Genomic DNA, 20,685 nt, shown 5'->3' with positions numbered 1-20,685 from the left:
GGGGCGATCCGTTCGTCGGACCCGGCCGCCGCGCGGCGGCCGCCCGCCTAGACTCGCCCCCCGATGTCCGTGCCCGCGACCTCCTCCAACCCGCCCGCCGACGCCCCGTTCTTCCGCTCCCGATGGGTCGAGGTGCCGGACTCGGTCGTCGGCGTCGCCGACCGCGGGCTGCCGAAGGGGTTCCGCGCCGCGGGGGTGGCCGCGGGGATCAAGCCGTCCGGCGGGACCGACGTGGCGCTGCTGGTCTGCGACGCGCCCGACGCCGTGTCGGCCGCGCGGTTCACCCGGTCGGGGACCGCGGCGCCGCCCGTGCTCGTGACGAAGGACGAGTCGCGCCTGGACGCCCTGCGCGCCGTCGTGATCACGAGCGGCAACGCGAACGCCGGGACCGGCCGCGACGGGTTCACGACCGCCCGCCAGGTGCGCGCGGCCGCCGCCGCGGCCTCCGGGGTCGCCGAGGACCGGGTCGCCGTCTGCGCCACCGGCGTGATCGGGGTGCCGCTGCCGATGGACGTCGTGCCCCAGGGCGTCGCGGCGGCGGGCGAGGCCCTGGCGGAGGACGGCGACGCCGACTTCCGCCGCGGCATCGAGACCACCGACCTCTTCCCGAAGACGGCGACCCTGACCGTCGCCCTGGAGGGCGGCGAGGTCACGCTCCACGCCGTCTGCAAGGGCGCGGGGATGATCCAGCCGAGCTTCGCGACGATGCTCTGCTTCGTCACGACGGACGCGAAGCTCTCCGCGGAGACCGCCGACCTGCTCCTCGGCGTCTGCGTCAAGCGCTCGTTCGACCGGATCTCGGTCGACGGGCAGCTCTCGACGTCCGACACCGCGGTCCTCATCGCCTCGGGCGCCAGCGGCGTCGCCGTCGAGCCCGGGACGCCGGACGAGCAGCGCTTCGGCCTCGCGCTCGACGCGCTCCTGCGGCAGCTCGCCCTGTTCATCACCGCCGACGGCGAGGGCGCCCGGCGCGTCGGCCGCGTGACGGTCCGCGGTGCCGACGGCCCGGCGTGCGAGCGCGTCGCCCGCCAGGTCGCCAACAGCCCGCTGGTGAAGACCGCGCTCTACGGCGGCGACCCGAACTGGGGCCGCATCGTCCAGGCCGTCGGCGCCGTGCTGCCCGGTCCGGCGCTGAACCCCGTCGGGGTCCGGATCGCCGGGATCGAGGTCTGCCGCGACGGCCAGGAGGTCGTCTTCGACCGCCCGGCGCTCGAGGCGCTCGTCCGGGGCGTCGAGGTCGAGTACGACATCACGCTCGGGGCGGCGTCGGCCGGCCAGGACTTCGCGAACGAGACCGAGGTCTACTTCAGCGATCTCGGCCACGAGTACGTGACGCTGAACGCCGAGTACACGACCTGACCGGTTCGAACCCGCACCGGACGACCGTCACACGCCCCCGGAACCGGCCCGGCCATTAGGGTTGCCCACGTGAACGACCCCGACGCCCCGACGCCCGACGCCTCCACGGGGCTCGGCGTCCGCGACGTCGGCACCCTGCTCGAGGCCCTGCCCTACATCCGGCAGTTCCGCGAGCGCACCGTCGTCATCAAGTACGGCGGCGCCGCGATGACGGACCCGGAGCTGCGCGAGGACTTCGCCCGCGACATCGCGCTCCTGAAGTACGTCGGCGTCAACGTCGTCGTCGTCCACGGCGGCGGTCCCGCGATCACCGAGTTCATGGGCCGGCTCGGCCTGCCGGTCGAGTTCCGCGGCGGCCTGCGGGTCTCCGACGAGGCGACCGTCGAGGTCGCGAAGATGGTCCTCGTCGGCAAGGTCAACAAGGACATCGTCGTCCGCATCAACCGCCACGGCCAGCCCGCGGTCGGGCTCTCCGGCGACGACGGCAACCTCTTCAAGGTCGAGACCACGACTGGCCCGAGCGGCGAGGACGTCGGCTTCGTCGGCCGCGTCACCCGCGTCGACACCGGCGTCATCGACCACGTCGCGGAGGACTTCGTCCCCGTCATCGCGTCGGTCGGCTCGGACGAGTCGGGCCAGGCCCACAACGTCAACGCCGACGAGGCCGCCGCCGCCGTCGCGCGGGCGCTCGGGGCCACGCGCCTGATCTTCCTGACGGACATCGCCGGCTGGCTGGGCGACGTCGACGACCCCGACTCGCTCGTCGTCCAGGCGAGCACCGACGAGGTCGAGGAGGCCCTGCCCCGGATCGCCGGGGGCATGCGCCCGAAGCTCCAGGCCTGTGTCGACGCGGTCCACTCCGGCGTCGGCGCCGCGTCGATCGTCGACGGCCGCAAGCCGCACTCGGTGCTGCTGGAGCTCTTCACCGACGAGGGCTGCGGCACCCAGATCCGGCCCGCGCGGTGACCCGCGTCCCCGACGGAGGACCCCACGCATGAGCGCCCCGCTGACCCTCGCCCAGCTCGAGGACCTCGAGTCCCGCCACGTCCTGCGCAACTACGCCCGCCTGCCCGTGGCGGTCGAGTCCGGGGCCGACGTCTGGCTGCACACCGTCGACGGCCGGCGCATCCTCGACCTCCTGTGCGGCCTGGGCGTGACGTCCCTCGGGCACGCGCACCCCGCGGTCACGATGGCGATCCAGGAGCAGGCCGGGAAGCTCCTGCACACGAGCAACCTCGTCCACCTCCAGGGCCCGACGCGGCTCTCCGAGCGGCTCTCGACGAGCTCGCTCGGGGGTGGCGTCCTCTTCCAGAACTCCGGCGCCGAGGCCAACGAGGCCGCGATCAAGCTCGCGCGCCGGAACAAGCGCGGCGGCGAGATCGTGTCGCTCTTCAAGGGCTTCCACGGCCGCACCTACGGCGCGTTGTCCGCCACGCCGCAGGAGGCCAAGCAGGAGCCGTTCGCGCCGCTCGTCGCCGGCTTCCGCGCCGTGCCGCCGACCGTCGAGGCGGTGCAGGACGCCGTCGGCGACGGGACCGCCGCGGTCCTGCTCGAGACGATCCAGGGCGAGAGCGGCGTGCTGCCGATCGACCACGACGTGCTCCGTGCGGCGCGCGAGGCGTGCGACGCCCACGGCGCGCTCCTGATCGTCGACGAGGTCCAGTCCGGGATGGGCCGGACGGGCACCATGTGGAGCTACGAGGCCTCCGGCGTGGTGCCCGACGCGATCACGGTCGCCAAGGCGCTCGCCAACGGCCTGCCGATCGGCGCGCTGGTGACCGCCCCGCACCTCTACGACGTCCTCCAGCCCGGGGACCACGGCTCGACGTTCGCCGGCAACCCGCTCTCGTGCGCCGCGGCGCTGGCCGTCTTCGACGTGATCGAGGACGACCGCTTCCTCGCCCGCGTCGTCGAGGCCGGCGACCGCTTCCGCTCCGGCCTCGAGGCGCATCCCGACGTCCAGCACGTCCGGGGCAGCGGCCTGATGCTCGCCGCGGAGCTGACGCCCGAGGCCGTCGCCCGCCACGGCAGCGCGGGGGAGCTCGCGCTCCGCCTGGTGACCGACCACGACGTCTGGGTCAACGGCCCGACGCCGAGCGCCCTGCGCCTGCTGCCGCCGCTGACGATCACCGACGAGCAGATCGACGACGGCGTCGCCCGGATCGCGGCGGGCCTCGCCGCCCGCTGACCCGCGCGGCGCCGCCCCGCGAGTCGCTTCCGAAGCGACGAGGGGCGACCGCCCGTCAGCCCGACGACACCGGCGGCAGATGCCCGATCCGCCGGGCCACGGTGCTCGCTGTGACGTCGACGACGCCGTCGAGCAGGTCGAGCACGGGGACGACGACGTCGGCGCCGAAGTCGATGCGCGCCAGGTGCACCGCCTCGCCCCGTCGCCGGATCGCGTCGTCGAGGACGTCGGCGCCCGGATGACCGTCCACCGTCGGCCAGCGCGGCGAGATCGGCGGCATGCCGGCGACCTGCTCGGCCAGCCGGTCGACACCGGCCGCGCTCGGCGTGTTCCAGTGCCGGAAGCGGTGCTCGAGCGCCCGGCCGAGGTGCCGCACGGCCGCCCGGTGCCAGCCGCCGCCGAGCCGCCGCAGCACGTGCTCCCACGGCTCCCCGGGCTCGCCGACGATCTCGACCAGGGTCTCCCGGACCGCGCGGGGGAGGTCCTCCGGTCGGCGGGCCGCGCCGACGACGCCGACGGCCGCGGCACGCAGCAGCTCCTCGCAGAACGCCTCCCACGCGCCGAGGGCGAACACGAGCGTCGACGCGGGGATCAGCCGGGCGCGGTCGTCCCGCGGATCGGCGAGCTCCAGCAGGTCGCGCGGGGCACGGACGAGCTCGGCGTAGCGGGCACGCGCCTGCTGGATCGGGATCGGCTCCACGGCGGTGACGGTAGCGGTCGGGGCGGCGCCGGACGGATGGTCGGGGACCACCCGGATATTCCGACCGGCCGTCCGTCGCGACTGGTACAACCGCCCCGAAAACGACGTACGCGCCAGAGCTGCGTCACAACCACCCGGAGTCCTCCATGCCACTACCCGGCGAGACCGCCTACTCGGCGACCAACGAGGCGAGCGCCAGCCGCCTGACCACGTTCTTCCGCTACTTCTGCTCGATCCCGCACGCCGTCGTCGGGGCACTCTGGGGCTTCGCCGCGTACTTCGCGACGATCATCGCGTGGTTCGCGCTGCTCTTCACGGGCAGGTACCCGCAGGGGCTCTACGACTTCAACGCCGGCTTCGTGCGGTTCCTCGCCCGGTACCAGGCGTACAGCCTCGTCGCGGTCTCGCAGTACCCGCCGTTCGACGGCGGCGAGCACCCGGAGTACCCGGTCGTCTTCCAGATCGGCCCGCCGAAGGCGTCCTACAGCCGCGCGCTGGTCTTCTTCCGCATCATCCCGCTGATCGCCGTGTACTTCATCGGGTTCTTCATCGCGATCTTCCTGTACCTGCTCGCGGTCGTCGCGTGGTTCGCGGTCCTCTTCACGGGCAAGCTGCCCGACGGGGTCCACGGCGCGATGTCGTTCTGCCTCGGCTACATCATGCGCGCCGCCTGCTACTTCCTCCTGCTCACGGAGGCCTTCCCGGGCTTCGCCAACGAGCCGGCCGACCAGGCGCCGACGACGCCGACCACCGGCGTCGCCGGCTTCTGAGCCTCGGGTCCCCGCCCGTCGCGTCCGGCTACCGCCGGCCGCAGCGGGCCAGCGCCCGCGCGTAGAACCGCAGGTACGACGCCATGCCGCGCTCCCAGTAGCGCAGCTCGTGCCCACCCGGGCCCGTCGTGGACCGGACGTCCTCGCCCCGTCGGCGCAGCGCCGTCGCGAACGCGCGGTCCGCCGCCAGGAACGGGTCGTCGGTCCCCGCGTCGAGCATCAGCGGCACGCCGTAGCGCTGCGTCTCCCGGCGCACGACCGGTCCGACCGGGTCGTTCGCCGCGAAGTCCTCCGCGTCGTCGTAGGCCCCAGGTGCGGTCGCGTCCGGATCGGTCCACAGGGCCGCCGAGTGGCCGCCGACGGCGCAGAACCGGCCCGGCGCGTCGCGGGCCAGCGCGAACGCGCCCGCGCCGCCCATCGAGAACCCGCCGATCGCCTGCCGGCGGGCGTCCAGTCCGTACCGCCGGCGGACCGCGGGGATCGCCTCGTAGAGGACGTACCGCGCCCACGCCCCGCTCCGGCGGTCGTGCCAGTAGGACCCGCCGTCGTCGGCCGGCAGCAGGACGACGGGCGCGCGGTCGCCCAGCGCGGCCAGGGCGGCGCGCAGCGGTCCGCCGGCGAGGACCGCCGGGTCCTGCGACTTCCCGTGGAGCAGGACGAGGAGCGGACGTCCGCGGACGTCGCCCGTCGGCCGCACCACGGTCTGCACGAGGGACCGGTCGGCCGCGACGCTGTCGAGGTCGTAGCGGTCGACCCGGGTCCCCGCCGTCGAGGCCCGGTCGACCCGGACGGGCGGCAGGTCCGACCCCGACCCGGAGCGGACGACGAGCGCCGCCGCCGTCGCGACGAGGAAGACGGCGACGAGGGCGAGGACGGCGCGGCGCACCGCCCGTCCCCGCGGCGTCGTGGACCCGGGCGTCGGCATCGGCGGCATCTTCGCGGGTCGGCCGCCGCGGTGCTCGGAAGACGCCGCCCGCTACCGTCAGGGGCTCATGCCGCTCGCCTCCGGAGGGACCGTCGCGCTCGAGCTGGCGGGCACCCTCCTCCTCGTCCTCGCCAACGCCTTCTTCGTCGCGGGGGAGTTCGCGATCGCCCGCGTGCGCGAGAGCCAGATCGAGGACTGGGTCGAGGGGAAGCGCCCCGGCGCCCAGTCGGTCCGGCACGCCGTCACCCACATCGACTCGTACCTGGCGGCCTGTCAGCTCGGGATCACGCTCGCGTCGCTGGGCCTCGGCGCGTTCGGCGAGTCCGCGCTCCACGAGCTCCTCGAACCGGTGCTCGGGGAGGGCGCCAGGATCGGCAGCGTCGGGATCGCGGGCGTGCTCGCGTTCGCCCTGATCACGATGCTCCACGTGATCGTCGGCGAGCTGGCGCCGAAGAGCGCCGCGATCGCTCGCACCGACCGCGTCGTCCTGGCCGTCGTCCCGCCGCTGCGGATCTTCTTCCTCCTCACCCGGCCGCTCGTCCAGCTCTTCAACGGCCTGGGGAACCTGCTGCTCAAGCCGTTCGGGATCCCGCCCGCGAGCGAGGCCGGGTCGTCGCCGTTCAGCGAGCGGGAGCTGCTCCAGATCCTGCGCGAGTCCGACGAGGGCGGCGAGATCAACCCAATCGAGCGCCGCCTGACCGAGAACGTCTTCGAGTTCGACGACCGCCGCGTCCGCGAGGTCATGGTCCCGCGCCGGAAGGCGATCGTCGCCAGCGACGCGCTGACCGTCGCCGAGGCCGCGGAGGTCGCGGTCGAGACCGGGGTCACCCGCCTGCCGCTGTGCCCCGAGGGCGCCGGGCTCGACGAGGTCGAGGGCGTCGTCCACGCCAAGGACCTCCTCGCGGCGCTCCTGCGCGACGACGGCTCCGCGCTCGTCGGCCTCGCCCGGCCCGTCGTCCGCGTCGGCGACGCCACCTTCGTCGGCGTCGCGCTGCGCGAGATGCGCCGCGCCCGCCAGCACCTGGCGATCGCCGTCGACGAGCACGGCACCGCCGTCGGGCTGATCACGATGGAGGACGTGATCGAGGAGCTCGTGGGGGAGATCGAGGACGAGTTCGACCACGACGAGGAGCGCCTGGTCCGGCCCGACGGTGACGACCTGGTGGTCGACGGCGAGGCCGGCATGCACGACCTCCTCGTCCGCGTGGAGGGCGCCGAGCACGACCCGACCACCGACCACGACTTCCACGAAGCGACCGTCGGCGGCCACCTGCTCGAGACCCTCGGGCGCCTGCCGGAGGTCGGCGACGAGCTCGAGCTGTTCGGGCGGACGCTGCGGGTCGAGGAGACGGGCGACGGCCGGATCCGCCGGCTGCGGCTGCTCGGCGCGGCGCGCGGGGACGACGGGTGAGCGGCGGGCGCCTGCCGGAGGCGGTGCGCGGACGCCCGCGCCTCGGCGTCCCCGGGGGCGTCCGGGAGCTCGTCCCGGGCGTGCTGGGCGCCACCACCGACGAGGGGCACGACGTCCTGCTCGTCGAGCGCCCCGGCGCGCCCGACGCGGACGAGCGGCTCGCCGCGGCCCGGGTGGTCTCGCGGCCGGCGCTGGCCGACGACGTGACCCTCGCCGTCGCGCGGCGCTGGGCGGGCCCCGGGCAGGCGCACGCGATGCCGCCGGTGCTCCTGACCGCGTCGCGGTCGATGGCCGCGCTCCTCGCGGTCCTCGTGCTCCTCGACCTGCTCGCGGGCAGACCGGTCCCGCTCGGGCCGCTCGTCGCGGTCGCCGCGGCGCTGGCGCTGATCGCGGCCGGGGTGACGGTCATCGGGCGCCTCGGCCTGGCGGGCGTGGCGGTCGACGGGGCCGTGCGGGTCGTCGACGGTCCGATCCTCGACGTCGCGCGGGCGGCGCTCGCGGGGGACGACGCCGCACTCGCCCGGCTCGAGGAGCTGCGGGGCCTGTGGTGGACCGGGCCCGTCGACCCGGACCCGCCCCGCGCGGCGGCCCCGGGCACCCCGGAGGCCGCGACGGACCCCTCCGGACCGACGCGCGGGCCCGCGGCCGACGAGCCGTGGCGCGTCCGGGAGCCGGGCGACGCCGGCCTGTGGGCGACGAACCAGGTGGGCGACGCGGTCTACGCGCCGGGCGTCCTCGGGGTCCGGGACGACGACGGCCGGGAGCGGCTGCTCGTCGCCCCACCCGGCGGCGTCACCGGGTGGCGCCGACTCGTCGTGCTCCAGACGACGGGGGCGTCGGGACGTCTGGAGACCGACGACCGCTGGGCGCTGTGGTTCGCCGTCGCCCCGGCGCACGGGCGCGGCGCCCGCGCGGTGTTCCTCGTCGGCAACCTGCTCGCCGCGGCGGTGACGTTCGGCCTCGGGCTCGCGGCCGCGTCGGCGGCGGACGGCAGCCCGGCGGCGTGGGGCGTGGGCGCCGCGGTCACCTTCACCGTGGTGTCCGGCGGCGCCTGGTGGTGGGTCAGCGACCGCGTGGTGCGCGGCGCGTGCCGGCAGGTCCTGGACCCGGATCCGGACCTGCGCCACCGCTGCGAGGCGCTCCGGGCGACGCTCGAGGCCGAGGGCGCCGACGGGTCCGGGGTGATGTCCGGACGCCGGCTGCTGTGGGACGCGACGGCCCCCGGGACTCCGTCCTCCGGCGCCGCGCGGCGCTGATCGCACCGCCCCCTCCGAAGGCTCGAGCCCGTCGGTCCGGGCGGGCCGCGGGAGCACCCCGGACACCGTCCGCGGGGCGCAGTCCGGCGCGCGAGCCGCGCCGGTACCCTACGCCGTCGTATGACCGATCAGCCCACGCCGCCCGAAACCTCCGCCGAGCACACGGAAGTACGACGCGTGGCGGATCCGGGCCGTACGCGGGTCGCGTCCTACCTCGCCGACAAGGACGAGGTCCGCAAGGTCCTCCTGCTGTACTCGGGCGGCCTCGACACGAGCGTCATGCTCAAGTGGATCCAGGACGAGTATCAGGCCCAGGTCGTCGCGCTGACGATCGAGCTCGGACAGCCCGGCGAGGACTACGACGAGGTCACCGGCAAGGCCCGCACCCTCGGCGCCGTCGAGGCGATCGTGCACGACGCCCGCCAGGAGTTCGCCGACGAGTACCTGATCCCCGCGATCAAGGCGAACGTCAACTACGGCGACGGCTACCCGGCCTTCACGTCGCTCGGCCGGCCGCTGATCGCGAAGCTCGCCTGCGAGTACGCCCGCGAGCACGGCTGCGACACGATCGCGCACGGCTGCACCGGCAAGGGCAACGACCAGGTCCGCATCGAGGCGACGATCGCCACGCTCGCGCCGGAGCTGAAGGTCATCGCGCCGGTCCGCTCCTGGGCGATGGGCCGCGACGAGGAGCTCGCCTACGCCCGCGAGCACGGCATCCCGGTCAAGAACGCGCCGGCCGGCCAGCCCGCCCCGTACTCGATCGACGACAACCTCTGGGGCCGCTCGTCCGAGGGCCGCTGGATCGAGGACCTCGGCCACGCGCCGGAGGACGACGTCTTCCAGCTCGTGACGCGCCCGGAGGAGGCGCCCGACGAGTCCGAGACCGTCGCGATCACGTTCGAGGCCGGCGTGCCCGTCGCACTGGACGGGGAGCGCCTCGAGATCGTGCCGCTGCTGGAGCGCGTCGCGGAGCTCGGCTGCAAGCACGGCGTCGGCATCCTCGACCACATCGAGGACCGCATCGTCGGGCTGAAGGTCCGCGACATCTACGAGATCCCCGCCGCGGCGATCATCCTGCCGGCGCACAAGGAGCTCGAGCGGCTCGTCGGCACGATCCACCAGAACCAGTTCAAGCCGGGCCTCGACCAGAAGTGGGCCTACCTCGTGTACGCCGGCCTCTGGTGGGAGCCGCTGCGCACCGACATCCAGGCCTACATCGAGCACGTGAACCTCCGCGTCACGGGCACGATCGGCATGAAGCTCTACAAGGGCTCCGCCCGCGTGGTCACGCGCGAGTCGCCGAACGCCGTCTACGACGCGCAGCTCGCATCGTTCTCGGCCTCCGGCGGCCTGTTCGCCCAGGACGCCTCCCCGGGCTTCATCGAGCTGTGGTCCCTCCAGTCGCGCCTCGCGTGGCAGCTGGCCAACGGCAAGGTCGACACCGGCACCGGCACCGAGTAGCCGGTCGAGGGGCGGCGCTCCCGCACGACGTCGTGCGGGAACGCCGCACGGCGGTCGCTAGTCTGCGGTCGATGCGCCGTTCCGAACGAGGCTTCTACACGCTGCTCGGCTGGGTCACCTGGAAGGCGGCCAAGTGGTACGTCGCCAAGCGGCTGGGCCTCCGGTCCAAGGCGAAGAAGGGCGCCGTCGTCCTCGCGCTCGTCGCCGCCGGTGGCGGGGCGTTCGCGTACGCGCGGTCGCAGTCGCAGCAGACCCCCGGCTCCTGACGCCCCGCCGGTGACGCCCGTCCACCAGGTCCGCGACCCCGCGGACGGCCTGTCCGCGGTCGGACCGCTCGCCCGGGCCGCGGAGCTCGAGCTCCGGCTGCGCGAGGAGGCGCTCCGCCGCGAGCGCGCCGAGGCGCGCGCCCAGAACGCCGAGGCCATGGCCGAGGTCGCGTCCGCGCGCGTCGCGCTGCTCGAGGCCCGTGCCGCCGCGACCGCCGGGGCCCGCGCCGCCGACGTCCGCGAGCGTGACGCGATGATCGCCACGCTCCGGCGCGGCCTGCACGAGCTCGGCGGCGAGCTGGACGCGGTGCGTGCCGTCGCCGTGCGGCACGACCGGCAACGGGCGACCGCCGCCGAGGCGCCCCGGATCGACGCCGTCGCGGTCCGCTCCCGCAGCGCGCTGGACCCGTCGATCCGGATGGGCGAGCTCGCGCGCGGTGCGCGCGAGCTCCTGGCCGGCGGCCGCCTGGAGGCCGCGGACGAGGTCATCCGGGGCCTCGAGGACGCTGCGGAACGGCTCCGGGCGCAGGCACCGCCCGCCCCCGAGGGCGCCTGACCACCGGCCGGCCGCGGGCCCCGTCACCGCGCTGAGCAGGGGGTCTTCGAGGACCACCCCGCGACCCCGCCCGCCGACCCCCGCGACGTCCGGTCCGGCGCCTACTCTTGGCGGCGTGCGTTCCGGTTCCTGCGTTCATCTCCACGTCCATTCCGAGTACTCGTTGCTGGATGGTCAGCCGAACATCGGCAAGCTCGTCAAGCGGGCGGCGGAGTTGGATCAGCCGGCGATCGGGTTGACCGATCACGGCGTGATGAACGGCGTCGTCGAGCTGTACAAGGCGGCGAAGAAGGAAGGGATCAAGCCCGTCATCGGGTGCGAGCTGTACCTCGTCGACGACCATGCGTCGAAGGACAAGGTCAAGCCGAACCACCTGACGGTGATCGCGCAGTCGACGGAGGGCTACAAGAACCTGATGCGGCTGTCGTCGCTGGGGTTCACCGACGGGGTGCGGCGCGGCAAGCCGTGCGTCGATCTGGCGCAGATGAGTCAGAACTCGTCGGGGCTGATCGTGCTGACGGGGTGCCTGGCGTCGCGGATGTGCACGACGTTGGCGGACGACGACGTCGACGGTGCGCGGGCGCACGTGGACGATCTGTTCAACGTGGTCGGGCGCGACAACGTGTACTTCGAGGTGCAGAAGAACGGCATCGATCTGCAGGACAAGTGCAACGAGGGGATCGTGCGGATCGCGCGCGAGACGGGTCGTCCGTTGGTCGGGACGACGGACGTGCACTACCTGCACCGCGAGGACTACGACACGCACGAGGCGCTGCTCTGCGTGCAGACGCAGTCGACGCTGGCGAACCCGAAGATGTCGTTCTCGACGAACGAGTTCTACGTCAAGAGCACGCAGGAGATGCAGGACCAGTTCGCGGAGTGGCCCGACGCGATCCCGACGACGTTGGAGATCGCTGAGCGGTGCGACGTCCACATCCCGCTGAACGAGGGGTCGCTGCTGCCGCGCTTCCTGCCGGAGGGCGAGGACGAGCAGGCGTACCTGGGGGAGCTGGTGCGGCAGGGGTTGATCGCGCGGTACGGCGATCCGATCCCGGGTGCGGCGCGTGAGCGGGCGGACATGGAGCTCGCGGTGATCAACAAGATGGGCTACGACGCCTATTTCCTGATCGTGCACGACTTCGTGAAGTGGTCGAAGGACCACGACATCTCGGTCGGTCCGGGCCGTGGGTCGGCGGCGGGGTCGATCATCGCGTACAGCCTGGGGATCACGGATCTCGATCCGTTGAAGTACGACCTGCTGTTCGAGCGCTTCCTGAACCCGGACCGCGTGTCGATGCCGGATATCGACATCGACTTCTCCGTTCGTGGTCGGGAGGAGGTCATGAAGTACGTGACCGACAAGTACGGCAAGGAACGCGTCGCGCAGATCGTCACGTTCGGCCGGATGCTGCCGCGCAACGCGACGAAGGACTCCGCGCGGGTGCAGGGCTTCGACTACGCCACGGGCGACCGCTTGGCGAAGCTGATCCCGGACCCCATCATGGGCAAGACGCCGCCGCTGGAGAAGTGCCTGGCGGAGGGCACCGAGCTCCGCGGCGTCTACGACTCCGACCCGATCGCCAAGCAGGTCCTCGACGTCGCGATGGGCCTCGAGGGCACCGTCCGCAACGCCGGCATCCACGCGGCCGCGGTCGTGATCTCGGACCGCGACCTCTCGTCCGTGGTGCCGATCCAGATCACGGACTCCAAGACCGTCGACGAGCGCGGCGAGAAGATCTACAAGCGGGTCACCCAGTTCCCGATGGGGCCGGTCGAGGAGCTCGGCCTGCTGAAGATGGATTTCCTGGGCCTGCGGAACCTCGACGTCATCCAGGACGCCCTGAAGATCATCGAGGGGTCCTCGGGCGAGCGGATCGACATCTCGGAGATCCCGCTCGACGACCGGCCGACGTACGAGATGCTCGCGCGGGGCGACTCGGTCGGGGTCTTCCAGTTCGAGTCCGAGGGCATGCGCAAGGCCATGCGCCAGGTCAACCCGACGGAGTTCGACGACCTGATCGCGCTGGTGGCGCTCTACCGCCCGGGCGCCATGGACCAGATCCCGACGTACGCGTCGGGCAAGCACGACCCCAACACGATCAACATCCCGGACCCCCGTCTGGCCCCGATCATCGGGCCGACCAAGGGCGTCATCCTGTACCAGGAGCAGTCGATGCGGATCGCCCGCGACCTGGCGGGGTTCACGCCAGGTCAGGCGGACGACCTCCGCAAGGCGATCGGCAAGAAGAAGCTCGACAAGATGGCCGAGCTGGAGCCCGCGTTCCGCGAGGGCTGCCTGCAGTCGGGCACCAACGCGGGCGTCGTCGACTGGCTCTGGCAGACCAACCTCAACGCCGCGAACTACTCGTTCAACAAGTCGCACGCCGCCTGCTACGGCCTCGTCTCGTACCGGACCGCGTGGCTGAAGGCGAACTACCCGGCCGAGTACATGGCCGCGCTGCTCTCGTCGGTGATGTCGACGAAGGACAAGGTCCCGTTCTTCCTCAACACGTGCGACGACATGGGCATCGCGGTGCTGCCGCCCGACGTCAACGAGTCCGACCACGAGTTCACGGTCCACGACGGCGAGATCCGCTTCGGCCTCGACGCCGTCAAGGGCGTCGGGCACTCCGCGGTGGAGGCCATCAAGGCCGCCCGCGAGGACGGCGCGTTCACGTCGCTGTGGGACTTCTGCGAGCGCGTCGACCACAAGGCGGTCAACGGCAAGGCCCTGGACTCCCTGATCCGCTGCGGCGCGTTCACGTCCACCGGGGCGCCCCGCAAGGGCATGCTCGCGATCGTCGACGACGCCCAGCAGGTCGGCAAGAAGGTCCAGCAGGACGCCGCCGCCGGCCAGGGCTCGATCTTCGACTTCGGCGACGACGGCGGGGCCGCCGACACCGGGGGAGCGGGGAAGACGTCGACCCACCCGCCGATCCCGACGGTCGAGTTCGACCAGCGCGAGCTCCTGGCGATGGAGAAGGAGGTCATCGGCCTGTTCCTCTCCGCGCACCCGCTCAAGGACGTCCGCGACGCGCTGGCGAAGAAGACGGAGTGCGGGCTCTCGGACCTCCGCTCGCGCCCGCACGACTCGTGGATCCAGGTCGGCGGCATCGTCGCCGGCATCCGACGGATCAACACCCGCAAGGGCGACGTCATGCTCCGCGGCGTGCTGGAGGACACGGACGGGTCGGTCGACATCGTCGTCTTCCCGAAGGGCACCCCGGAGCTCGAGCCGATCCTCCAGCCCGACGCCGTCGTGCTGATCCGCGGCCGCGTCGACCTCAAGGACGACGAGCGCGCGACCGTCCTCGTCAACAGCGCCAAGGTCTTCGAGCCCACGGAGAAGGAGATGGCCGCCGCAGCGGGCGCCGCGGACGAGCGCCGCGCCGAGCGGGTGGCCGCCGCGGCGCCGACGGAGCTCTTCGTGCGCGCCGACGGGACCGCGATCCGCGAGTCCGCGCTCTCGCGGCTCAAGCACCTGTTGACCGACCACCGCGGCGAGACCGTGGTCGTCCTGACGGTCTCGACCTCCGGCGGTCCGCGGACCCTGCGCCTCGGGCCGGAGTACCGCGTGGCGCCGAACGCGACGCTGCAGATGGAGCTCGAGCGCCTGTTCGGCGAGGGCGCCCTGACCCTCGGCGCCCCGCCGGCGACCGCCGCGGCGCCGGTCGGCACCGCCGAGCCCGTCGCGGCGTAGGGCGCTCGCCGGCCCGTCGGTCGGCGGCCGGCCCGACCGGCGGCGGAGGGGCCCGTCGCGCCGCGGATCGCCGCACGGGCCGCCGGCTCGCCGGTCGGACATCCGTCGACTTCGTGGACGTTCGGCGTCGCGGACCGCGGTCCGGGCCGACGACACGGGGGAACGGCAACTCGCCGCCCCCACCGTCTCCCCGAGGTCCTCATGTCCCGCTCCGCCCTTCGTCATCCCGCGCTCGTCGTCGGGGTCGCCACCGCCCTGGGCGCGGCGACGATCGCCCCGGTCGCCGCCGCGGCGTCGACCCCGAAGCCCGCGGCCGCGACGGTCACGACCCAGGGACTCCTCGGCGGCCTGCTGGGCGCCGTCACGCAGCCCGTCGTCGAGCTCGTCACGCCGCTGGTGAACGGCTCGACCGGCGTGCTCCCGGCGGTGCTCCCGCCCGCGACGATCACGGCGCTCACCGACGCGCTGACCGGTGTGACCGGCACCGTCGACGCCCTCGTCCCCAAGGACGTGACGAGCCTGCTGAGCGTCCTGACCCCGGCCCAGGTGCAGCAGATCGCGACGAACCCCGCGGCGGTCGCGCCGCTCCTCGAGGGCCTGCTCCCGACGCTGACGAGCCTCGCCGGCGGCTCGACCCTGTCCTCGAGCGCCGTCACGTCCGCGCTCTCGCAGCTGACGTCCGTGCTCGGCGGCGGCGTCCCCAGCACCGCCTCGGGCCTCGCGACCCTGACGAGCCTGCTGGACCAGGTGACGAGCCTGCTCGGCTACCCGAGCGTCGCGTCGCTCCCCGTCGTGGGCCCGCTGCTCGGCGTCATCGCGCAGACCGGCAAGGCCGTCCCCGACGGTCCGGCGAAGACCGCCGCCGTCGGGGCGCTCACCACCGCCGGGACGAGCCTCGGCCTGACGCCCGCGCAGATCCAGTCCGCGCTCGACCTCCTCGGCCTCGGCCGCGTCGTCGCCAAGACGCCCGCCACGACCCCGGCGACCCCCGCGACCGGCGTCGCGAGGACGGTCCGCGCGAAGATCGTGTCGGTCAAGGTCAGCAAGAACCGCAAGAAGATCAGCGTCCGCGTCTCGTGCCCCGCCACGGCCGGCGCCGCCGGGTGCACGGTGAAGCCGTCGGTGAAGATCGGGAGCCGCACCGCGAAGACCACGAAGTCGGCCGTGATCAAGCGCGGGAAGACGAAGACGTTCTCCGCCACGGTCCCGGCCGCCGCGGTCAAGAGCGTGAAGAAGTCGGGCGGTCGCGTCGTCGCCAAGGTCACGACCGTCGGCAGCACGGCGGGTGCCGTCTCGAAGACGGTCAAGGTCCGCAGGGCCGCCTGACCCCGCCGCACGAGATCGGTCCACCGGACGCCCCGGCCACCGCCGGGGCGTCCGCTCGTCCGTCCGCAGCGACCGGACGGGACGGCGTATGCACATCCCGGGCCGCTTGGGTGAACGATCGTGTGCTCGGTCGGACATCCGCCGAGTTCCTGTGCTTTCGCTCACAGCTCGGACGGGGGGTCGCCGAGGAGACGGGGGAACGCGGCACCCGGCCGCATCGTCCCTTCGGAGAGAGGTCCCAGCATGCCCCCGTACGTCCTGCGCCACCCCGCCCTCGTCGTCGGTGTCGCCGCCGCCCTCGGCACCGCGACGATCGCGCCGACGGCCGCCATGGCCGCGACCACCAAGCCCGCACCCGCCGTGGTGCAGCACCAAGACCTGGGTGGGCTGATCAACGGCCTCGTCGGGTCGATCACCGGCCTGACCGGCTCGATCGCCGACCAGCTGCTCGCCGGCACGCTCCCCGGGATCCTCCCGGCGAACGCGATCAGCTCGCTGATCAACACCCTCGTCGCCGCGCCGCTCACGGCCGTCACCGAGATCGTCGACCTCCTGTCGCCGTCCCAGATCCTCCAGCTCGTCAAGGAGGGACCGGTCGCCGCGACCACCCAGCTCCTGCAGGGCGTGCTCGGCACGGTCACGAAGCTCACGACGACGCTGATCGCCGGCACGGCGCAGCTGCCGCTCGTCGGGGACGTCCTCTCCCGCTTCACCGCCATCCTCGAGGGCGGCATCCCGACCGCCGCCGACGCGCTCAAGTCGCTCACCGGCATCCTCGACCAGCTGACGACGCAGTTCGGCCTGCCGAGCGTCCTGCAGCTCCCGGCCATCGGCCCCCTGATCCAGAAGCTCATCGACCTGGCAGGCAAGGTCACGGACCCGGCCACGAAGGCCGCCGCCGTCCGGGCGCTGTCCGCGGCGGCGAAGACCGCCGGCATCGACCCGGCCACGCTCGCGTCGCTCGGCATCGCGGGCCTCGGTTCAGCCGCGGCCGCCGCGCCGGCCGCCGTCGTGAAGATCGCCCGGGCGCGGATCTCGTCGGTCGCCGTCGGCAAGAGCCGCCGGAGCGTCAGCGTCAAGGTCGTCTGCCCGGCCTCGGCTCCGGCGTCCGGCTGCGTCGTCCGGCCGTCGGTGAAGCTCGCCGGATCGGCCGCCAAGCTTTCGCGCAGCATCACGGTCGCGCGGGGCACCACCCAGACGGTGTCCGCCGCGGTCCCGGCGTCGATCGCCAAGAAGGTCCGCAAGTCCGGCGGCAGGCTCGTCGTGAAGGTCCTCACCACCGGCGCCACGGCCGGTGCGGTCACGCGCACGGTCGCCGTCCCGGCCGGCTGATCCCGACCGCCTCGGCCCGCGGTGCGCCGCGGGCCGAGGTGCGCGCGGCGCGCACCCGCGCTGCCCTAGGGTTCGCGGCCATGCGCGTCCGCTTCGCCCCCTCACCGACCGGTGCCCTCCACGTCGGAGGCGCCCGTGCCGCGCTCTACAACTGGCTCGTCGCCCGCGGCTCGGGCGGCGAGTTCCTGCTGCGCATCGAGGACACCGACAAGGAGCGCTCGACGCCGGAGAACATCGAGCAGATCCTCGACGCCCTGCGCTGGCTCGGCCTGGACTGGGACGGCGAGCCCGTCCTCCAGACCACCCACGAGGACCGGCACCGCGACGTCGTGCGGCAGCTGCTCGACGAGGACAAGGCGTACCGTTCGACGGCGACCGCCGACGACGTCAAGGCCTACAAGGCCGAGCACGGCGCGGACCGCGGATTCAGAGGCGCCGACCACCCCACGCGCAGCACGGACCCCGAGGTCGGCGCCGTCCGTCTGCGGGTCCCGGAGGGCGCGACCGTCGTCCGCGACCTGATCCGCGGCGACACGACGTTCCAGAACGTCCATCTCGACGATCCGGTGATCGCGCGCGCCGACGGCAGCCCGCTCTACAACCTCGCGGTCGCGATCGACGACCTCGACGCGGGCATCACGCACGTGATCCGCGGCGAGGACCACCTCTCGAACACCCCGAAGCAGCTCCTCGTCCTCCAGGCGCTCGGTGCGGACGAGCCCGTCTACGCACACCTCCCGCTGCTCCACGGCCCCGACGGCAAGAAGCTGTCGAAGCGTCACGGGGCGGCGTCGGTGCAGGAGCTCCGCGACGCCGGCTACCTGCCCGACGCCGTCGTCAACTACCTGGCGCTGCTCGGCTGGGGCGACGCCGACGACGAGACCGAGATCCCGCGCGACGAGCTCGTCAAGCGCTTCGCGATCGACCGCGTCTCGAAGAACCCCGCGCGGTTCGACGAGCAGAAGCTCAAGTGGCTGAACGGCAAGTACCTCCGCGGTCAGGGCGTCGACGGCCTCGCGGCCACCATCAGGGGCCACCTCGAGGCCACCGGGCACGCCGACGAGATCGCCGGCCGGGACGACCTGCTGCGGACCGCCGTCGAGATCAGCCAGGAGAAGATCTCGACGGTCGACGACTTCTGGACGCTCGCCGGCTTCCTCTTCGCCGGACCGGTGGACGATCGGAAGGCCCGCGACAAGTGGCTGGACGCCGGGCACCTCGAGCACCTCGCGGCGGTCCGCGAGACGCTCGCCGCCCTGGACCCGTTCTCGACCGACGTGGTCGACCAGGCGCTCCGCGCGCTCGTCGGCGAGCGCGGCGTGAAGGCGAAGGACGTCTTCCAGCCGCTGCGTGTCGCGCTGGCCGGGACGGCCGTCTCCCCCGGCGTGTTCGAGTCCGCCGCGGCGCTCGGCCGCGACGAGACCCTGCGCCGGGTGGACGCCGCACTCGCCGGCTGAGCGTCGCGGGGCGTCGGTCGGACCGCGCGTTCCGCCCGTCGTGGTCGCGGTTCGGGGCCAACCCTCACGGGGTGTCCAGCGACCCCGGAAACCAGCGTCCAGAGCGCGTCTACCGAACTGACGCGAAACCGATACCGAAGAGGACTCAAGTTGGACGGCGGGATCGCCGATGTGTCCAGTGAGGCCCTGGACTCCTCGCCCAACTCCCGTGAACCACTCCGCCGCCCCGACCTTCCCGCCCACCACGGACAAGACCTCGTCGACGAGCCCCCGCTCGACGACCTCCGGGTCCGTCCCGACCCGGCCCAACGAGCAGCACGGCCGCCGGCTGACCGCCGCGTTCGAGGCCCTCGAGGGCTTCCCGGCGCTCGCCGAGTCGCAGACGCGCCTCGTCGCCGCGCTCGACGCCGACCCGGTCGACCCGTCCGCGATCGTCGCCGCGCTGGAGACCGATCTCGGTCTCGGCCTCGGCGTCCTGCGCGTGGCCAACCGCCTGGACACCGCGTCCGCCGGCCGCATCTCCTCGATCGCCGCTGCGATCGAGGTCGTGACGCCGCCGTCGCTGCGCGTCCTGGCCGAGCGCACCCGCACGGTCGACTACTTCGACCGCGCCGGCAGCTGGGGCCGCGAGGCCGACGCCCACCGTCGCCACGTCGCGGCCGTGCAGACCGCGATCCACCGCATCGGTGCGATCCTCGGCGACGTCGACGTCGAGACGCTCTCGTCCGCCGCGCTGCTCCACGACGTCGGCAAGCTCGTCCTGTTGCACGCCCACGCCGGCTACCCGGACAAGGTCCTCCCGCGCGACGCGACCCCCGAGGAGCGGATCGTCGCCGAGCGCCGCGAGCTCGGCGTCGACCACGCGCTCGTCGGTGGCGTCCTCGTCCGCCGCTGGGGCCTCCCGCGCGAGCTCGCCCGCCTGGTCGAGCGCCACCACGCCGACGACGTCGACCGCGACGTCGCCACCCTGCGCCTCGCCGACCTGATCGCGCACCACGGTCACGGCGACGAGGTCTCGCCGCAGGCGCTGATGCGCGTCGCCCGCTCGATGGGCATCGACGCGAGCCAGCTCCGCTCGCTCCTCTACGACCAGGCCGTCCCGTCGCAGCGCCGTGCCCGCAGCGCCGCGCCGTGCCCGCTGTCCGGTCGCGAGATGGAGGTCCTCCGTCGTCTCGCCGCCGGCCGCGTCTACAAGCAGATCGCCAGCGAGCTCGGGCTCTCCACGAGCACCGTCCGCACGCACCTGCACAACATCTACGGCAAGCTCGGCGCCGTCGACCGCGCCCAGGCCGTCCTCATCGCCGTGGAGCGCGGCTGGCTCTAGCCGCCGCGCCGTCCAGGCACCCTCCGCGGTCCGCACGGCGGACCGTCCGAACGCACCGGCCGGGGTCTCCCCGGCCGGTCGTCGTCCCGGGGTCCGGCACCGCCTGTGCCGCGCCGCGGCGGCTCAAGGGCGCCGCGCCCGCACGCCCGCGAGGACGCCGACCCGCGTCCCGAGGAGCAGCACCGTCGCGATCGTGATCCCGATCGCGTCGATCCCGACGTCGTGGACCGCTCCGACGCGTCCGCGGACGAAGGTCTGGTGCCACTCGTCGCTCGCGGCCCAGAGCAGCGCGACCGTCGCCGCGGCACCCGTGGCCACGGCCGGGCACAGGGGCGTCGACCGCGCGCGCCGGAGGTGCGGCGCGAGCCCCGCGACGGCCCGCGCCCAGAGGCCCGTCAGGAGGGCGTACTCGGTCACGTGCGCGCACTTGCGCAGGAGGAAGTCCTCCTTGAGGCCCGAGTTGAGGTCGGGCTGCGCGCTGAGGAACCAGACGAGCCCCATCAGCGCCAGCGGCGGGCCCAGGAGCCCCATCGTGCGCAGCGCTCCGGGCCGCGCGGGTCGCGGGTCGTCCGCCGCCGTACGGATTCCCGGTCTCTCGACCGGGAATTCCTGGATCCGCGTGGCGTGCGGTCCGGTTCCTCCCATAGGATC

General features: G+C 73.6%; 17 protein-coding genes. 14 read left to right on the top strand and 3 right to left on the bottom strand.

From position 1 onward, the window contains the following. Positions 1-63 precede the first annotated feature (63 nt). The 3 genes from argJ (at position 64) to PATMI_RS0120760 (ending at position 3,547) form a co-directional block, all read left to right on the top strand. Positions 64-1,359, top strand: a complete 1,296-nt coding sequence (gene argJ / locus PATMI_RS0120770; RefSeq protein ID WP_051472109.1) for a bifunctional glutamate N-acetyltransferase/amino-acid acetyltransferase ArgJ — start codon at positions 64-66, stop codon at positions 1,357-1,359. 69 nt (positions 1,360-1,428) lie between these two features. Beyond that, positions 1,429-2,325, top strand: coding sequence for an acetylglutamate kinase (gene argB, locus PATMI_RS0120765; protein ID WP_051472108.1), 897 nt, complete (start codon positions 1,429-1,431; stop codon positions 2,323-2,325). Positions 2,326-2,353: 28 nt separating this feature from the next. Next, positions 2,354-3,547: an aspartate aminotransferase family protein gene (locus PATMI_RS0120760; RefSeq protein ID WP_026912282.1), complete on the top strand. Its 1,194-nt coding sequence runs from the start codon at positions 2,354-2,356 to the stop codon at positions 3,545-3,547. 55 nt (positions 3,548-3,602) lie between these two features. Here PATMI_RS0120760 and PATMI_RS0120755 read toward each other — a convergent pair whose 3' ends face one another. Then, on the bottom strand, positions 3,603-4,247 hold the full coding sequence (locus tag PATMI_RS0120755) for a hypothetical protein (protein WP_026912281.1): 645 nt from the start codon (positions 4,245-4,247) through the stop codon (positions 3,603-3,605). A 146-nt stretch (positions 4,248-4,393) separates the two neighbouring features. Between PATMI_RS0120755 and PATMI_RS35195 the strand changes: the two genes are divergently transcribed. Then, a complete protein-coding gene (locus tag PATMI_RS35195) occupies positions 4,394-5,017 on the top strand; it encodes a DUF4389 domain-containing protein (protein WP_026912280.1) in 624 nt (207 codons plus the stop codon). A gap of 28 nt (positions 5,018-5,045) precedes the next feature. Here PATMI_RS35195 and PATMI_RS35190 read toward each other — a convergent pair whose 3' ends face one another. Continuing rightward, on the bottom strand, positions 5,046-5,942 hold the full coding sequence (locus PATMI_RS35190) for an alpha/beta hydrolase (protein WP_051472107.1): 897 nt from the start codon (positions 5,940-5,942) through the stop codon (positions 5,046-5,048). Between the two features lie 67 nt (positions 5,943-6,009). Here PATMI_RS35190 and PATMI_RS32095 point away from each other — a divergent pair, with 67 nt between their 5' ends. From PATMI_RS32095 to PATMI_RS32090, 10 genes are all read left to right on the top strand, one after another. Next, positions 6,010-7,353: a hemolysin family protein gene (locus PATMI_RS32095; RefSeq protein ID WP_157260887.1), complete on the top strand. Its 1,344-nt coding sequence runs from the start codon at positions 6,010-6,012 to the stop codon at positions 7,351-7,353. Continuing rightward, on the top strand, positions 7,350-8,609 hold the full coding sequence (locus PATMI_RS0120735; RefSeq protein ID WP_026912279.1) for a hypothetical protein: 1,260 nt from the start codon (positions 7,350-7,352) through the stop codon (positions 8,607-8,609). The genes PATMI_RS32095 and PATMI_RS0120735 overlap by 4 nt, the downstream gene beginning before the upstream one ends. Before the next feature lie 120 nt (positions 8,610-8,729). After that, positions 8,730-10,073, top strand: coding sequence for an argininosuccinate synthase (locus PATMI_RS0120730; protein ID WP_084270130.1), 1,344 nt, complete (start codon positions 8,730-8,732; stop codon positions 10,071-10,073). A 71-nt stretch (positions 10,074-10,144) separates the two neighbouring features. After that, positions 10,145-10,339, top strand: a complete 195-nt coding sequence (locus tag PATMI_RS0120725; RefSeq protein WP_026912277.1) for a hypothetical protein — start codon at positions 10,145-10,147, stop codon at positions 10,337-10,339. A gap of 10 nt (positions 10,340-10,349) precedes the next feature. Further along, complete coding sequence (locus PATMI_RS0120720) at positions 10,350-10,895, top strand: hypothetical protein (protein WP_026912276.1); 546 nt, start codon at positions 10,350-10,352, stop codon at positions 10,893-10,895. 115 nt (positions 10,896-11,010) lie between these two features. Then, positions 11,011-14,595, top strand: coding sequence for a DNA polymerase III subunit alpha (dnaE, locus tag PATMI_RS0120715; RefSeq protein ID WP_026912275.1), 3,585 nt, complete (start codon positions 11,011-11,013; stop codon positions 14,593-14,595). Positions 14,596-14,796: 201 nt separating this feature from the next. Beyond that, positions 14,797-15,921 carry a hypothetical protein gene (locus PATMI_RS0120710; protein ID WP_026912274.1) on the top strand — a complete coding sequence of 375 codons (1,125 nt, stop codon included), beginning with the start codon at positions 14,797-14,799 and terminating at the stop codon, positions 15,919-15,921. Between the two features lie 243 nt (positions 15,922-16,164). Then, a complete protein-coding gene (locus PATMI_RS0120705; protein ID WP_026912273.1) occupies positions 16,165-17,253 on the top strand; it encodes a hypothetical protein in 1,089 nt (362 codons plus the stop codon). Between the two features lie 80 nt (positions 17,254-17,333). After that, positions 17,334-18,710 carry a glutamate--tRNA ligase gene (gene gltX / locus PATMI_RS0120700; protein WP_026912272.1) on the top strand — a complete coding sequence of 459 codons (1,377 nt, stop codon included), beginning with the start codon at positions 17,334-17,336 and terminating at the stop codon, positions 18,708-18,710. 208 nt (positions 18,711-18,918) lie between these two features. Next, positions 18,919-20,034, top strand: a complete 1,116-nt coding sequence (locus PATMI_RS32090) for an HDOD domain-containing protein (protein WP_245604241.1) — start codon at positions 18,919-18,921, stop codon at positions 20,032-20,034. A 123-nt stretch (positions 20,035-20,157) separates the two neighbouring features. Here PATMI_RS32090 and PATMI_RS32085 read toward each other — a convergent pair whose 3' ends face one another. Next, positions 20,158-20,565: a VanZ family protein gene (locus PATMI_RS32085; RefSeq protein ID WP_051472105.1), complete on the bottom strand. Its 408-nt coding sequence runs from the start codon at positions 20,563-20,565 to the stop codon at positions 20,158-20,160. Positions 20,566-20,685 lie beyond the last annotated feature (120 nt).

The sequence above is a fragment of the Patulibacter minatonensis DSM 18081 genome, assembly GCF_000519325.1.
In the GTDB taxonomy this organism is placed as follows: domain Bacteria; phylum Actinomycetota; class Thermoleophilia; order Solirubrobacterales; family Solirubrobacteraceae; genus Patulibacter; species Patulibacter minatonensis.
This window is presented reverse-complemented; position numbering and strand designations above follow the sequence as displayed.